Genomic DNA, 15,497 nt, shown 5'->3' with positions numbered 1-15,497 from the left:
ATCTACGGAGCACTCGACGGGATTAACCCCCGACGACGGCGGCTGTTGCCTCGGCGATGGCACGCTCCTCGTCCGTGGGCACCACCAGCACGGGAATGGCGGAGGCCTCGGTGGAAATCACGCGGGGTTCCTTGGACCGCTGGCTGTTCAGGCCGGCGTCGAGCTCGATGCCCAGCGCTCCCAGCCTCTCCCCCACCAGGGAACGGAACTGGTGCGAGTTCTCGCCGATCCCGGCCGTGAACACCAATGCCCTGGCCCCGCCGACCGCCACGTGGTAGCCGCCGATGTACTTGGCCAGCCGGTAGGACGTGACCGCCAAGGCCATAGCGGCACGGGAATCGCCGGACTCGGCCGCTTCCACCACCGAGCGCATGTCGTTGTTGCCGGCGAGCGCCTTCAGCCCGGAGTCGCGGTTCAGCATCGAGTCGACGTCCTCCGCGTTCCAGCCGGTGCGGGCCAGGAACACCAGGATGGACGGGTCCAGATCGCCGGAGCGGGTACCCATGACCAGGCCCTCCAGCGGAGTGAAGCCCATCGAGGTGTCCACGGATTTGCCGCCGCGGATCGCCGTGACGGAGGCACCGTTGCCGAGGTGGGCGATCACGCCGTCGAGCTCCTCCACCGGGATGTCCAGCAGCGCGGCAGCACGGTTGGTGACGTATTCGTGCGAGGTCCCGTGGAAGCCGTACCGGCGGATCCCGTGGTTGGTGTAGAGGTCGTCGGGAACGGCGTAGCGCCAGGCGTGCTCGGGCAGGCTGCGGTGGAAGGCGGTGTCGAAGACGGCCACCTGGGGCATGTCCGGCCACTTCCTGGTGATGGCGCGGATGCCCAGCACGTTGGCGGGATTGTGCAGCGGCGCGAGCGGATTGAGCCGCTCGATGGCACGGGTGATCTCGTTGTCGATCAGCACGGGCTCGCCGAAGCGCTCGCCGCCGTGCACCACCCGGTGTCCCACAGCGTCCAGCTCCCGGTCCCCCAGCACGTCGTGGATGGCCGCGTCCACCTGTTCGAGGGCTTCGGCGTGGTCCGCCGGCCCCACCACCTCGCCGTCGCCCTGGCCGCCGTTGGACACGCCGATCCGCTCGATCAGCCCTTCGGTCAGGACGCTGCCCTCGGCAACATCGCGCACCTGGTACTTGAGCGAGGACGAGCCGGAGTTGATGACGAGCACGAGCATGGGGCCTCCTAAGCCTTGGCTGCTGAAACGGCGGACGGTTCCGAAGTGGACGGTTCTGCGGCAGAGAGGTCCGTGGCGGACGCTTCCGGCGCGCCGCCGGCCGGGCTCTGCGCCTGGATGGCGGTGATGGCCACCGTGTTCACGATGTCCTCCACGGTGCAGCCGCGGGAGAGGTCGTTGACGGGCTTGCGCAGCCCCTGCAGGACGGGCCCGACGGCGACCGCTCCGGAGCTCTGCTGCACCGCCTTGTACGTGTTGTTGCCGGTGTTCAGGTCCGGGAAGATGAACACCGTCGCCTGCCCCGCGACGGACGAGCCGGGCATCTTGGACTCGGCGATGGAGGCGTCCACGGCGGCGTCGTACTGGATGGGGCCTTCGACGGCGAGGTCCGGGCGGCGCTCCCTGACCAGGTCGGTGGCCTGCCGGACTTCCTCCACCGCCTCGCCGGAGCCGGAACCGCCGGTGGAGTAGGACAGCATGGCAACCCGGGGCTCCACCCCGAACTGGCCGGCGGTCTCGGCCGAGGCCAGCGCGATGTCCGCGAGCTGCTCCACATTGGGGTCCGGGTTCACGGCACAGTCGCCGTACACGAGCACACGGTCCGGCATGAGCATGAGGAACACCGAGGAAACGATCTTCACGCCGTCCCGGGTCTTCACGAACTCCAAGGCCGGGCGGATCGTGTGGGCCGTGGTGTGCGCGGCGCCGGAGACCATGCCGTCCACCACGCCCAGCTGGACCATCATGGTGCCGAAGTAGCTTTCGTCCTGCATGACCTCCAGCGCCCGGGCCAGGTCCACGCCCTTGTGCGCCCGCAGCTCCGCGTACCTGGCGGCAAAGTCCTGGCGCAGCTCAGAGGTTGCGGGGTCCACGATGTTGATGCCGGCGAGGTCGATGCCCCGGCTCGCGGCGAGCTCCCTGACGTCCGCCTCGCGGCCCAGCAGGGTCAGATCGCAGACGTCGCGGCGGTGCAGGATTTCGGCGGCCTTCAGGATCCGGATGTCCTTGCCCTCCGGCAGCACGATGTGGCGGCGCTGCGAGCGGGCGCGTTCGATGAGGTCGTGCAGGAAGCGCAGCGGCGTCATCCGTTCGGCGCGGGGCAGGTGCAGGCGCTCGAGCATCTCGGCCTCGTCCACCTGCCGGGACCACAGGCCCAGCGCGGACGCCACCTTGCGCCGGTGGCCGCTCCAGATCTCGCTGCGCACCTCCGAGACGCGCCGGGCGGTGGTGTAGGTGTCATCCTCCGTGGCGAATACCGGGAACGGGGCGGAGGCCAGGAGCGGGTAGATGTTGGCGTCCGGGGCCAGGCCGCCGGTGAGAATCAGCCCGGACGGGACCGGGAACTCGGGCGAGAACGACGACGCCAGGCATGCCACCATCACGTCTGCCCGGTCGCCCGGCACGATCACCAGCGCACCGTCGTCGAGCACGTTCAGGAAGTTGCCCACATTCATGGCGGCGACCTTGACGTCCCGGACGTCCCGCTCCATGTCCGCGCGGCCCGCGATCTGCCGCAGCGCCAGGGCCGCGCCCACCTCGCCGGTGGTAGGGCGGGCGATCTCCTCCAGCTCCGGGAAGACGTAAACGGGCCGGCCGGACGCGCCGGGCTTCACGGCGGCGACGATCGCGTCAACGTCCTCCGGGTCGGCCCGGTTCACCATCATGGCCAGCAGCGAGCACTTCTCGGCGGCCAGTTCCTTGCGTGCAACGTCGACGGCGGCGGCTGCCTCCGCCACGCTGCGGCCCTTGGCGCCCACCACCGCCACGACGGGCGCGGCCAGGTTGTTCGCCAGGCGGGCGTTGAGGTCGAATTCGACGGCGGCGTCATGGCCGGTGAGGTCCGTTCCCTCCACGATGATCACGTCGCAGTGCCGGCCCATCTCAGCGAAGATCTCGACGCAGCGGGAATCGATGTCCTCGCGCCTGCCCTCGGCGAGCAGGCCGCGGACCTCGGTGAACGTCAGCCCGCCGCGGCAGCGCCGGTCGTCCAGGTCGAAGCGGGACTTCATCAGTGCCACCATCGGATCCGCGCCGGCGTCGTCTCCGTGGACCACGGGTTTGAAGAAACCAATCCGGTCCGCGTGCCGGTGCAGCGTGTCCGCCAAACCCAGCGCTATGAGCGACTTCCCCGATCCCGGAGTGGTCGCACTGACATATATCCCTTTGGCCATGATCTGTCCTCTGGTTGGAAGCTCCTGCGTGGAACGTACTGCATTGGACGTACCGGTGTACTGAATGGGTGTACTGACTGGGCTGGCCGGAGCCCGCCCTCCCCCATACTTTCACTTGTTGCCGCGCTTCCGGGAGCACACAATGGTGTTGATCGCCACGTCGGCGCATTTTCGCCGTCCCGGACCCGGAGTGGGCCAGCACCCCGGGACCGTCCATCCACAGCAGTGTCCTGACCTGCAGCCTCCTGAACGATGGTGGTACCGATGAACCACGCTGGCCGCGTCTCCGCTCCGTCCGCCGCTTCCCTCCGCCAGCACATCGCTGCCCACCCTGTTACGGCATTTTTGGTCATTGCCATCGCGCTGAGCTGGGTGGCGCTGATACTTTCCGTCGCACTGCTTGGCAACGCGCTCCCCGGCATCCTCGCCGAACTGCTCATCCTGCTGGGAACGGCCGTTCTGGTGACCGCGGCCTCCGAAGGCCGGCCCGGCGTGCGGGCCCTGTTCCGGCAGGCCGTCCGCTGGCGTGTCGGCGCCGGCTGGTACGTGGCGGCGGTCCTGGCGCTACCCGTGCTGACCGTTCTCATCGCATCCGCCACCGGCACCGCCCGCCAGCCGACGGGCGAGTGGGCATCCGTGGCCGGGGCGTACATGCTCAACACAGTGGTGATCGGCGCCCTGCTGGGGAACATCTGGGAGGAGCTGGCCTGGACGGGCGTGGTCCAGCGCCGGCTGATGGAACGCCACGGAATGGCGGGCGGCAGCCTGCTCACGGCCATCCCCTTCGCGCTCATCCACCTCCCGCTGGCCTTTGCGGACAAGGGCTTCACCGGCACACCGTGGCCCGACGTGGCCCTGGCCTGGGGCGTGCTCCTGGTCTTCGCCCCGCTCTTCCGGCTCCTGGTGGGCATCGCCTACCTCGGCACGGGGCAGAGCGTGCTGATCGTGGCCCTGCTCCACGCCTCCTTTAATGCCTCGGAGCAGTCAAAACTTCCAGTGTTCGACGGCGCATGGCAGCAGATTGCCGCGGCCAGCCTTTTGCTGGTGGTCCTGGTGCTGCTGCGGAAATTCCGCGCCCTGTCAGCGGAGTCCGGTCATGGCGCAGCCGTCGCCAGCTGAGCAGCCGTCGCCAGCTGAGCAGCCCATGCGGCCCGGGGCCAAAGTATCCGGCGGCGCCAAAGCGTGGCCGGCCCGCCACCGGCTGGCGCTGTTCTTCGCCCTGGCCTTCGCCATTTCCTGGCTGGCATGGCCGCTGACCCTCCTCAACCCGAACAGCTCGCCGCTGATACCGTTCGGGCCCGCCCTGGCCGCCATCATCACCACCGCCCTGACCGGCGGCAAGGCCGAGCTGATGCGGCTGCTGGGCAAACTGGCGCGGTGGCGCGTGGCCGGCCGCTGGTACGTTTTCGCCGTGGGGCTGCCGTGCCTGCTGGTGACGGTGGCCACCGCGCTCACGGTCTCAGGTGGCGCGCCCGCCCCCGAGCTCGGCCCCAACCCGGGCTGGTTCATGCTGCTCGGCACGTTCGCGTTCACGCTGGTCATCGTGGGCATCTTCGAAGAGCTGGGCTGGCGTGGCTATGCCCTGCCCCTCCTGCAGCGGAACCGGCCGGCCCTCTCTGCTGCGCTGCTCCTCGGGCTGGCATGGGGTGCCTGGCACCTGCCGGAGCTGATCTCGGATCCCACCGGGCAACGGCCGCCGCTGCCGTTCCTGCTGATGATCCTGGCCCAGTCCGTCCTGCTGGCCTGGCTCTACAACAGCAGCGGCAGCGTTCCCGTCTGCATGGTCTTCCACGCCGCCTTCAACACAGCCGGTGCCCTGGTGTTTCCTTCCCTGCTGGGGCCGGACTACCTCACGCTCTGGTGGACCGTGGCACTCCTGCATGTGCTGGCGGCGCTGGTGGTCATCGCCATTGCCGGCCCCATCCGGCTGGCGCGGACCCTTGACACAGACCCCTCCCATGGGATTACCTAATGAACATTCGGTAAATAAAGCTGGAGGCAACGACGCATGGCTGAAACGGCAATCCCTGGTGTGGCGCACCCCATCCTCGAGAACGACTACGCCTCGGAATGGATGGGCATCGAAGTCCTCGCCCTCAGCGACGGCCACGCAACCGTCCGGATGACCCTCCGGCAGGAAATGCTCAACGGCTTCGGCATGGCCCACGGCGGAATGATCTTCGCCTTCGCCGACACCGCCTTCGCCCTCGCCTGCAACCCCGCCTCGCCCGCCGACCCTGACAGCATCACCGTTGCTGCCGGCGTCGACATCAACTTCCTTAAGCCGGCCTACCAGGGCCAGGTGATCACCGCCGTCGCCGACCGCCGCTCCAGCGCCGGGCGCAGCGGCCTGTACGACATCCAGATCTTCGCTGCCGGCCCCGGGACCGAGCCCAGTTCGGGCAAGCCCGGCGAACTCATTGCCGAGTTCCGCGGACGCAGCCGCACCATCCCCAAGAAGTAGGAAGCACACCATGACCCTCCACGCCCCCGAACCCACTGTCACCGCGCCCGCCGACGCCGTCCTCGACCCCGAGGAGACCGTCTCCCGGGATGAGCTGGAGGCGCTCCAGCTCAGCCGGCTCCAGCACACGGTCGCCTACGCCTACGACCGTGTGCCGCTGTACAAGCGCAAGTTCGACGACGCCGGCATCCACCCCTCGGACCTGCGCGAACTGGCCGACCTCGGCAACTTCCCCTTCACCACCAAGGAGGACCTGCGCCAGGAGTACCCGTTTGGCATGTTCGCGGTGCCGCAGAGCGAAGTGGCGCGCGTGCACGCAAGCTCCGGCACCACGGGCCGGCCCACCGTCGTCGGCTACACCAAGCAGGACCTGGCTGACTGGGCAAAACTGGTGGCCCGCTGCCTCCGCGCCTCGGGCGTCCGCCCCGGAATGAAAGTGCACAACGCCTACGGCTACGGCCTTTTCACCGGCGGGCTGGGTGCCCATGCCGGAGCCGAGGCCCTGGGCTGCACCGTCATCCCGATGTCCGGCGGCCAGACCGAGCGCCAGATCCAGCTGATCCAGGACTTCGAGCCGGACGCCATCCTGGCCACGCCCACGTACCTGCTCACCATCGCCGATGCCATGGCACACATGGGAATCGACCCCGCGTCCACCTCGCTGAAGTACGCAGTGCTCGGCGCCGAGCCGTGGACGCAGGAGATGCGCCACGAGCTTGAGGTCACCATGAACATCAAGGCCTGCGACATCTACGGGCTCTCCGAAGTCATGGGCCCGGGCGTCGCCGGCGAATGCGTGGAGACACAGGACGGCAGCCACATCTGGGAGGACCACTTCCGCCCGGAAATCATCGACCCCTTCAACCCCGCACCCGGTAAGGAAAACGTGCTGGGCGACGGCGAGCACGGCGAGCTCGTGTTTACCTCGCTCACCAAGGAAGCCCTGCCGATCATCCGCTACCGCACCAAGGACCTTACCCGGCTGCTCCCCGGCACCGCCCGCCCCGCCCACCGCCGGATGGGGCGCATCACCGGCCGCAGCGACGACATGATCATCCTCCGCGGCGTGAACCTCTTCCCGTCCCAGATCGAGGAAATCGCGCTGCGCATCCCCGAGCTCAGCCCGCACTTCCAGCTCGAGCTCACCCGGCCCGAGGGCCAGCGCATGGACCAGCTGACGGTGAAGATCGAGCGGCGTGACAATGTCACCTCCGAGCAGAGCACGACGGCGGCCCACACCCTGCGCGAGCAGATCAAGATCCACGTGGGTTCTTCGTGCACCGTGAACGTGATGGAGCCCGGATCACTCGAGCGCTCCAACGGCAAGCTGCGCCGCATCTACGACCTGCGCCCGAAGGGGTAGTCCTCCGGGCAGGGCGTCCGATTTGGCAGTCAGGGCGTGATTGACCAGCCGAACATCATGGCGTGGTCCTCGTGGGCAAGGTTGTGGCAGTGCGCCACGTACGGGCCCACGAAGTCCCGGAAGCCGCGGTAGATGATCACCGACTCGCCGGGATCGAGTGCTGCCACGTCCTCCCTCGACGCGTCGTCCGGATGCCCCGGATCACCGCCACGGGTCACGTCTTTGCCGTTTCGCATGACGGTGCGGTGCTCCTCCATGTGCAGGTGGAAGGGATGCACCCAGCCGCCGCCGCCGTTGCGGACCTCCCACAGGTTGAAGCTGCCTTTCCGCTGCTGGGCCAGGGGCGCGCGCCCTGCGGGATTCTTCAGGCTCGCGGCCACCGCCGCCGGGTCGAAAGGCTTGCCGTTGATGAGCCATTCGGTTTCCCCGCCCAGACTGCCGCGCTTCACCTCGAAGATCATGCGGTTGCTCAGCAGGGTCTGCCAGTTGCCCGGCAGCGGCGGCAGCGGCCGGAGCGCCGTAGGGATCCGGCTGTCGTCCGGGGCAGTGTCCCCAATCACGAACTTGAGCACCGGCACCTTGTACTTCGGGTCCGGGGAGAAGCGGGACGAGTTTTCCCACATCCTGCCGTCGGGCATGTTCATGATGTTGGTGAGGTAAATGACGTCGCCCTTGGTGGTGGGCGTGCCGTCCTGGTACCGGGTGAAATCGATGATGACTTCGCGGCGTTTCGAGGGCCAGAGCTCGAACGAATCCCGCTTGACCGGAAGCGGCAGCAGCCCGCCGTCGGACGCGATCTGGGTGAACTGCATGCACTGCTGGCCGTCCGGGATGCGGTACTGGCCCTGGAGTTCGTCATCCACGTAGCCGAGCGATGCCGAGGACTTCGGGCCGAGCGTTGAGCTCATCAGCTTGAACTCGTAAATCCTTGCGACGGAGGCGTCCAGGAACCGGAAGCGGTATTTGCGCCGCTTCACCTCCAGCACGGGGTACGCGGTGCCGTTGACGGCGAAGATGTCGCCCACGAAGCCGTGGTTGGGGAAGTGCTTGTAGAACGTCTTCCCCCACCACTCCGGGTGCTCGGCCGGATTCCTGGCCGCAGGAAACTCCCCCTGCACGTCGTGGATGTCCTTGTGGATGGTGGCGCCGTCATCGAGGCGGATGTCGGAGAACGCCAGCGGGATGTCGTACTTGACGTCGAACGAGCCGTCCGGGTTATTGGTGCGGACGCCGGGCAGCCGCAGGCCCTGGCGCTCGTCGCCCATGTCCATGCCGTTCTTCGGGTCATAGATCGGATACAGGCCCACCATGCCCTTGTAGACGTTGGAGCCGGTGTGGTCCATCGTGTGGTCGTGAAACCAGAAGAAGCTTTGCTTCTCCCGGTCGTCACTGCCGGCGGGCCAGTTCAGGTACAGGTTGTCCACGAACATCTTCGGCAGGAAGCCCCGGCGCTTCGGCCCGGCCACCATGGAGTAGTGCGGGTTGCCGTCGCTTTCCGGTGCGGTGTGTCCGTTATGCAGGTGGGTCAGGAAGGACCAGTCCGGCGAGCCGAAGTCCTGGCGGTCCAGATTCAGCGGGTTCTCGTCCAGGTGGTTTTCGAAGCGGACCAGGACCGGCCTGCCGTATTCGGCGTTGATCATCGGACCGGGGAAGACCCCGTTGAACCCGTAGATCGTGCTGGGTGGGAGATACCGCTTGGTGCCGGCGGGATACTTCTTGCGGTTCGAATCGAAGGATTCCGTGGGCTCGCCGTCGTCGTCAATGGGCAGCACCTGGGACGTCGTGAATGCGTGCGTCCGGACCATGAGGTTGATCTTGTAGACAATCGGGTCCGGATATCCGATCCGGCTTGGCCAGAGCTGGTGCTGCTCGTTGCGCAGCGAGTTTTGCTGTCCCGGTCCGGGGCCCGGCGGGTTGCTCCACGTCTCCACCACTGATTTCGGCACCGGGGCCAGGGCCCTGGGGATAGGCAGCGGGTCCCTGAAAGGCGAGAGGATCAGCGGGCTCGTAGGGTACTTTTCGATGTAGAACAGGGTGTCACTCAGCGCCGTGGACGCGGCGGCGAATGCGCCGTCGGCCGAGAGCAGTCCCCGCTGGGCCAGCAGCGGCGACGCCCAGGTCTGTGCGGCCATGAATGCCGCTCCGGCACCTCCGGCCGCGCCCAAACGGAGCAGTGTGCGGCGGGCGAGGCCGCCGGTGTTTGAAGATTCCTCTGACATGGTCCGCGCCTCCTGGCTTTGGGGGCGCAAGCAAACTCAATCGCCCCGTGAACACATAAGTGGTTCCGAGACCGATTCCAGACCGGGGACCTCCTTGTCCCGCAGTGTCAGCTCTTTCCGCGAATACTCCCCGGCGATTAATGTGGGGTTCCCACCTTGGAAAAAGGCTGGCGGCGGATGGCGCGCACCCTCCGATTTGGGGTCTGGCAAAACCTGGTGATGGGATTACCGAACGTTCATGAGAAAATAGCGGGTATGCCCAGCACAGCAGCCAGTACCGCAGCCCCCACAAAGCGCGGCCGTCCCGGATACGACCAGCAATCCGTTCTGCTGATCGCCGTCGATGTCTTCAACCGCCACGGCTACGATGCCACCTCGATGGGCATCCTCGCCGAAAACCTGGGCATCTCGAAGTCTGCCATCTACCACCATGTGCCATCGAAGGGCGACCTGCTGAAGCTGGCCCTGGACCATGCGCTTGGCGGCCTCGAGGCGATTCTGGACCAGCCGGGGGCCACCTCGGGGGCGGCCGATGCGCGGCTGGAGTTCGTGCTGCGGCAGACCATCGCCGTGCTGGTGGAACGGCTGCCGTTCGTCACCCTGCTGCTGCGGCTGCGCGGCAACACGGACATTGAGCGCAACGCCATGGAACGCCGCCGCGCCTTCGACCACAAGGTGGCCGAGCTCATCTCCGCCGCCCGCGACGAGGGATCCCTGCGCCAGGACATCGACCCGCGCACCGTCACCCGCCTCCTGTTCGGCACCATCAACTCGATCGTCGAATGGTATAAACCCGGGGGCTCCCTCTCGCCGGAACAGCTGGCCAACGACGTCATCAGCATGGCGTTCGAGGGCCTGCACGCCAAGCCCTGACGGGACCGCTAAATAGGCGTTGACGAAGGGCCGGCGCGGTGCCCACGCTGAATGCATGGCCACGAAACTGTCGGAACTTCTGCTCGGTGCATTTTCCGAACTCCGGTACCAGCCCACGTCCAAAAGGGTCCGTGCGGGCATCGACGGAAGCCCCATCGTCGACACCGAAGAGGCGCTCCTGGTGTGGGAGCCGAAGCGCGTCACCCCCGTGTATGCCGTCCCCGAGAAGGACATGCTGGCCCGGCTCGAGCCTCCCTCCGCGGAGGGCGAGGGCGTTGACGAGTACCCGGTCCGTCTGATGGCCGACACACCCCCGGCACTGGATCCGCGGACGGGGTTCAGGCGGCACACGGCGGCGGGCGAGGAGCTCGACGTCGTGGCCTCCGGGTTCCCCGTTCCCCGGGCCGCCTTCCGGCTCTCGGATCCGGACCTGGAAGGGTACGTGGTGCTGGACTTCGGCGCGTTCCACTGGCTTGAGGACCACGAGGAAATCATCGGGCACCCGCGGGACCCGTTCCACCGCGTCGATGTGCGCGCCACGCTGCGGCACATCGAAGTGAAGCTCGACGGCGTGGTGCTGGCTGACACTGTGGGAGCCCAGCTGCTGTACGAGACGCTGCTTCCTGTGCGTTACTACATCCCGTCTGAGGACGTGCGGATGGAATTGCTCGAGGCAAGCCCGCACCGGACCATCTGCCCCTACAAGGGCGAGGCCAGGTACTGGAGCTATCCGGAGTCACCCCGGGGCCGCAACATCGCCTGGGCCTACGATTCCCGGTTCATCGACGCACGGCAGATCCACGGGCTGGTCTGTTTCTTCAACGAGCGGGCCGACGTGTACGTGGACGGCGAGCCGCAGGGCCACCCGCTCACCCCCTGGTCCTGAACCCTCCCTCACCTTTCGCCGCCTCCCTTGGAACCCTTCCTCACCTTTCGCCGCTTCCCCCGCGACCCTTCCTCACCTTTCGCCGCCCAAAACCAAACCCTCCCTCAGCTCGGTGAGGGAGGGTTTGGGAACCTGCAACGGTGCAATGGATCAGAGCTGATATTCAGCCTGCGTTCCGAGGCTTTCGTGCACGCACAGGATGTTGTTTTCGGTGTCCATGAACCAGGCGCACTTCTCGGCGTCGGTCGTACAGATATGGTGGTCGGTCTTCAGGTCGGGGAGGTCATAGTCCTGGAACCGAACGCCCTTGGACTCCATGTCCTGGACGGTCCGTTCAATGTCCGTGACCTCAAAACTCAACGTGGTGTGCTCAGAGTGCTTTCCATCTTTCACAGGCATCAGCTGCAGCATCGGGCCGTCAGCATTGCCGAATAAATCGCTTCCATCCTCCGCCTTGCCACGGTGTGGGAGGCCCAACGTTTCCGCGTAGAATCCGCGGGCGCGGTCCGGATCATCGACAGGCAGGATGGTTGTGGCTGTTCTTAGTGCTAGGTTCATTTCGCCACCTCCTACGGGGGTCATTTTACGCCCGGGAATCCCGGAAAGAACGGGGAATTTTCTGCGCTACGCAGCTGCACTGAGGAGGCGTTCCAGGAAACCCGACAGGATGTGAGGACGCGTCCGGCGGGGGTTACTTCTCCACGAGGGTGAGGACGTCGTAGGTGGCCACGATTTCGTCGTTCTGGTTGGTCAGGACGGCGTCCCAGGCCACCTCGCCGTACTCGTCGGTCTCGCGCGGGGTGATCTTCTTGGCGGTCAGCGTCACCCGGATGGAGTCCCCTGCAGCCACGGGCGTGATGAAGCGCAGGTTCTCCAGTCCGTAGTTGGCCAGGACCGGGCCCGGTGCAGGTTCCACGAACAGCCCGGCGGCCCAGCTGAGCAGCAGGTACCCGTGCGCCACGATGCCCGGGAAGAACGGGTTTGCCTCTGCGGCCTCCTGGTTGGTGTGGGCGTAGAAGGTGTCGCCGGTCGAGTTGGCGAATGCGGAGATGTCCTCCAGCGAGACCTCGCGCAGATTGGACTGGACGGCATCGCCGATGTGCAGGGTCTCCAGTGACTTGCGGAACGGGTGCGTGCCCTCCGTTTCCAGCGTGAAGTTGCGGTCGGCTCCGGTGTGCCAGATCCCCGTCACGGCGGTGAGCATGTTGGGCGAGCCCTGAATGGCGGTCCGCTGCATGTGGTGCATCACCGAGCGGATACCGCCCAGTTCCTCGCCGCCGCCGGCACGTCCCGGCCCGCCGTGGACCAGGTGCGGGACCGGGGAGCCATGGCCGGTGGAGGTGCGCGCGTCCTCGCGGTTCAGCATGAGCACGCGGCCGTGGTGGGCAGCGATTCCGGTGACCAGCTCGCGGGCAACGGACGCATCGTTGGTGCAGACCGAGGCGACCAGCGAGCCGCCGCCGCGGGCGGCGAGGCGGACGGCGTCGGGAATGTCCTTGTACCCGATCACGGAAGACACGGGGCCAAAGGCCTCCAGCGAGTGGACGGGCTCGGCCTCCGCGTCGGACCAGCTGAGCACCACGGGAGACATGAACGCGCCGCCTTCGATGACGCCGGTGGCCCCGTCCGCGCTGGTGACCGACGGCGAATCGAGCGTTCCGTACGCCAGCTCACCGCCGGCGTCGAGCATGGACTGCACGGCGGCCCGGACATCGGCGAGCTGCTCGAGCGAGGCGAGCGCGCCCATGGTGACGCCCTCGGCCCGGGGATCGCCGAGCACCACGCGCTGCTCCACCCGGGCGCCGATGGCGGACACTACGGCGGGCACCATGTCCTGCGGCACGATGGCGCGGCGGATCGCGGTGCACTTCTGCCCGGCCTTGACCGTCATCTCGGTGACCACGGACTTGATGAAGGCATCGAACTCCGGCGTGCCTTCAACGGCGTCCGGGCCCAGGATGGCGGCATTCAGCGAGTCAGTCTCCGACGTGAAACGCACGCCGCCAAGCACCACGTTCGGGTGCGACTTCAGGGACTGTGCTGTGGTCGCCGAGCCCGTGAAAGCCACGAGGTCGCGGTAGTCCAGCACATCCAGCAGCCCGCGCGCCGAGCCGGAAATCAGCTGCAGCGACCCCTTGGGCAGGATGTTGGATTCGATGATGGCCTTCACCACGGCCGCCGCGACGTAGCCCGTGGGCGTGGCGGGCTTGACGATGGTGGGCACGCCGGCGATGAAGGCCGGGGCCAGCTTCTCCAGCATTCCCCAGACCGGGAAGTTGAAGGCGTTGATCTGCACGGCGACGCCGGGAATGCGGGTGTAGATGTGCTCACCGGCAAACGAGCCGTCCTTGGACAGCACCTCCATGGGACCGTCCACTACCACCTGCGCATTGGGCAGCTCGCGCCGGCCCTTCGAGCCGAACGTGAACAGCACGCCGATGCCGCCGTCGATGTCGATCATCGAGTCGATCTTGGTGGCGCCGGTCTGGGCGGAGAATGCGTAGAAATGCTCGCGGCGCGCGTTCAGGTACTGCGCCAGCTCCTTGAGCTTGAGGGCGCGCTGGTGGAAGGTCAGCGCGCCAAGTTCCGTTTGGCCCGTGGTGCGTCCGTAATCGACGACGGCGGCCAGGTCCAGTCCGTCGGTGCTCACCTTGGCCAGGATTTCCCCCGTGCTGGCGTCCCGGACGGCGACAGCGGAAGCCGCAGAGCCGGCGTCGGGGGTCCACCAGGAGTCCTGCACGAAACTGGGGACGGTCTCCACGGTGTCCAGGGTGGCTTCGGGGGCGGCGGCGGTGGTGGTCATCGTTGACGGGTCCTTCCAACGGGGGGACAAATCTGATCCGGCCAGAACATTACTGACCGTCCGTTCGGTAATATGTCTACAGTACATGAATGTGCCCCGCTGCACACTAGGGGCGACTGATAACCGCTTTGGGCGCCAGATGGCCCGACACCAACGACAGGAGAGCACGTGACGCAGGAAGCCCGCGACACCGAACTGGCTGCAGAAGCACCTGCGGGGCCAACGCCCGGGGAGCTGTGGAAGATCACCCTCGGCGAGCTCGACGAGAAGATGGGCGTCAAGATCGTGGAGGAGTCGGTCGATCGCGTCGTGGCGACCATGCCGGTGGAGGGGAACCGGCAGTCGTTCGGCCTGCTGCACGGCGGCGCCTCGCTGGCCGTGGGCGAAGCCGTGGGATCGTGGGCGGCAGTGATTCACGCCAGCACGCTTGGCAAGACCGCCGTCGGGGTGGATGTCTCGGCCACGCACCACCGGTCCGCCCGCGCCGGCCTCATCACCATCACCGCCACCCCCATCCACCTTGGCGGCACCCTCACCACCCACGAGGTGCTGATCACCAACCAGGCGGGCCAGCGGCTGTGCAGCATGCGGATCACCAACCTGCTGCTTGCCCCAAGGACCTGAAGCCGCGCCCACTGACGCCGGCCGACGACGGCTGACGCCGGTGAGGACGGGCCAGCAGGAAGCACCGTGCTGCATCCACCCGACGCACCGCCCCGGCTAGGCTGATCTGGTGACCGAGCCTGGCAGCCTGACACCCACCCTGATCGCGGTGGGCCTCCTGATGGCACTGACGGCGGCCGTCCTCGGCGCTTACCGGGTTCCGCATGCCTTCTCACCGGCTCTCGCCATCCTCCGCGGCGCGGCTCAACTTGCCGCCGTGAGCCTGGTCCTCGGGGCCGTGATCGCCAGCGCCGAGTGGGTGGCCGTGGCGCTGGGCGTCATGTTCACCGTGGCCGCTGTGACCGCCGCACGCCGCCTCGGCTGGTCCTGGCGCCACTTCGCCGTCGTGGCCGGTTCGATGGCCGCCGGAGTCCTCGCGTCGCTGGTCATCGTGTTCGGCACCGGCGCCATCGAGTTCACATCCCGGTTTGTGCTGGCGATCGGCGGAATAGTGGTGGGGAACTCCATGGCGATTGCGGCGCTCGCCGGCCGCAGGTTCAACGAGGCCGTCATCGACCGCTGGGACCAGGTGGAGGGCTGGCTCGCCCTGGGCGCCACGGCCCGGCAGGCGACCCATCAGATGGCGCGCAGCGCCGTGTACTCCGCGCTGATTCCCACCGTGGACCAGACCAAAACGACCGGGCTGGTCACCCTGCCCGGGGCCTTTGTCGGGGCAATCTTCGGCGGGCTGTCGCCGCTGGAGGCAGGCCGGTTCCAGATCGTGGTTCTCGCCTCGATCATGGCCGCCGGGGCCGTCACCGCCATCCTGCTGATCAGCCTGCTGGCCCCGGTCCGTGTCCGGCCCGCTCCGCTCGCATAGGCGGCCGCATAGCCCGTCCCGCCCGCCGTTGACTTTGGCCCGGGCGCTTTATACTCTG

13 protein-coding genes are annotated in these 15,497 nt (G+C 67.3%); 8 read left to right on the top strand and 5 right to left on the bottom strand.

Translation table 11 applies throughout. The features are described from left to right. Nucleotides 1–22 precede the first annotated feature (22 nt). Both ACFTR6_RS08405 and pta read right to left on the bottom strand, forming a co-directional pair. Complete coding sequence (locus tag ACFTR6_RS08405; RefSeq protein WP_377957564.1) at nucleotides 23–1,177, bottom strand: acetate kinase; 1,155 nt, start codon at nucleotides 1,175–1,177, stop codon at nucleotides 23–25. A gap of 8 nt (nucleotides 1,178–1,185) precedes the next feature. After that, complete coding sequence (gene pta, locus ACFTR6_RS08400) at nucleotides 1,186–3,348, bottom strand: phosphate acetyltransferase (RefSeq protein ID WP_076800621.1); 2,163 nt, start codon at nucleotides 3,346–3,348, stop codon at nucleotides 1,186–1,188. Between the two features lie 264 nt (nucleotides 3,349–3,612). Here pta and ACFTR6_RS08395 point away from each other — a divergent pair, with 264 nt between their 5' ends. From ACFTR6_RS08395 to paaK, 4 genes are read left to right on the top strand one after another with little or no spacing between them, the layout of a single operon-like run. Beyond that, nucleotides 3,613–4,467: a CPBP family intramembrane glutamic endopeptidase gene (locus tag ACFTR6_RS08395; RefSeq protein WP_377957563.1), complete on the top strand. Its 855-nt coding sequence runs from the start codon at nucleotides 3,613–3,615 to the stop codon at nucleotides 4,465–4,467. Continuing rightward, nucleotides 4,445–5,320: a CPBP family intramembrane glutamic endopeptidase gene (locus tag ACFTR6_RS08390; RefSeq protein WP_377957562.1), complete on the top strand. Its 876-nt coding sequence runs from the start codon at nucleotides 4,445–4,447 to the stop codon at nucleotides 5,318–5,320. Before ACFTR6_RS08395 ends, ACFTR6_RS08390 begins: the two co-directional genes overlap by 23 nt. A gap of 36 nt (nucleotides 5,321–5,356) precedes the next feature. Then, entirely contained in the window at nucleotides 5,357–5,812 is a 456-nt protein-coding gene (locus tag ACFTR6_RS08385) for a hotdog fold thioesterase (RefSeq protein WP_377957561.1), read from the top strand. Nucleotides 5,813–5,822: 10 nt separating this feature from the next. Beyond that, entirely contained in the window at nucleotides 5,823–7,175 is a 1,353-nt protein-coding gene (paaK, locus tag ACFTR6_RS08380) for a phenylacetate--CoA ligase PaaK (protein ID WP_377957560.1), read from the top strand. Between the two features lie 29 nt (nucleotides 7,176–7,204). Here paaK and ACFTR6_RS08375 read toward each other — a convergent pair whose 3' ends face one another. Continuing rightward, nucleotides 7,205–9,394 carry a multicopper oxidase family protein gene (locus ACFTR6_RS08375; RefSeq protein ID WP_377957559.1) on the bottom strand — a complete coding sequence of 730 codons (2,190 nt, stop codon included), beginning with the start codon at nucleotides 9,392–9,394 and terminating at the stop codon, nucleotides 7,205–7,207. Between the two features lie 255 nt (nucleotides 9,395–9,649). Between ACFTR6_RS08375 and ACFTR6_RS08370 the strand changes: the two genes are divergently transcribed. Further along, nucleotides 9,650–10,267, top strand: coding sequence for a TetR/AcrR family transcriptional regulator (locus ACFTR6_RS08370; protein ID WP_377957558.1), 618 nt, complete (start codon nucleotides 9,650–9,652; stop codon nucleotides 10,265–10,267). A 55-nt stretch (nucleotides 10,268–10,322) separates the two neighbouring features. Next, nucleotides 10,323–11,153, top strand: coding sequence for a DUF427 domain-containing protein (locus tag ACFTR6_RS08365; RefSeq protein WP_377957557.1), 831 nt, complete (start codon nucleotides 10,323–10,325; stop codon nucleotides 11,151–11,153). Between the two features lie 150 nt (nucleotides 11,154–11,303). On the opposite strand, the gene ACFTR6_RS08360 is transcribed toward ACFTR6_RS08365, so the two are convergent. Together ACFTR6_RS08360 and paaZ are read right to left on the bottom strand one after the other, a co-directional pair. Further along, nucleotides 11,304–11,711 carry a VOC family protein gene (locus ACFTR6_RS08360; RefSeq protein ID WP_076800605.1) on the bottom strand — a complete coding sequence of 136 codons (408 nt, stop codon included), beginning with the start codon at nucleotides 11,709–11,711 and terminating at the stop codon, nucleotides 11,304–11,306. Nucleotides 11,712–11,844: 133 nt separating this feature from the next. After that, on the bottom strand, nucleotides 11,845–13,956 hold the full coding sequence (paaZ, locus tag ACFTR6_RS08355; protein ID WP_377957556.1) for a phenylacetic acid degradation bifunctional protein PaaZ: 2,112 nt from the start codon (nucleotides 13,954–13,956) through the stop codon (nucleotides 11,845–11,847). Nucleotides 13,957–14,226: 270 nt separating this feature from the next. Here paaZ and ACFTR6_RS08350 point away from each other — a divergent pair, with 270 nt between their 5' ends. Both ACFTR6_RS08350 and ACFTR6_RS08345 read left to right on the top strand, forming a co-directional pair. Next, nucleotides 14,227–14,580, top strand: coding sequence for a PaaI family thioesterase (locus ACFTR6_RS08350; RefSeq protein ID WP_377957667.1), 354 nt, complete (start codon nucleotides 14,227–14,229; stop codon nucleotides 14,578–14,580). A gap of 109 nt (nucleotides 14,581–14,689) precedes the next feature. Further along, nucleotides 14,690–15,439: an ABC transporter permease gene (locus ACFTR6_RS08345; RefSeq protein ID WP_377957555.1), complete on the top strand. Its 750-nt coding sequence runs from the start codon at nucleotides 14,690–14,692 to the stop codon at nucleotides 15,437–15,439. Nucleotides 15,440–15,497 lie beyond the last annotated feature (58 nt).

Origin of the sequence: Arthrobacter sp. NPDC057009, from assembly GCF_042673905.1 — a bacterium.
GTDB lineage: Bacteria > Actinomycetota > Actinomycetes > Actinomycetales > Micrococcaceae > Arthrobacter.
Note: the sequence above shows the minus strand (reverse complement) of the source record. Positions and strands in the feature narration are given on the sequence as shown.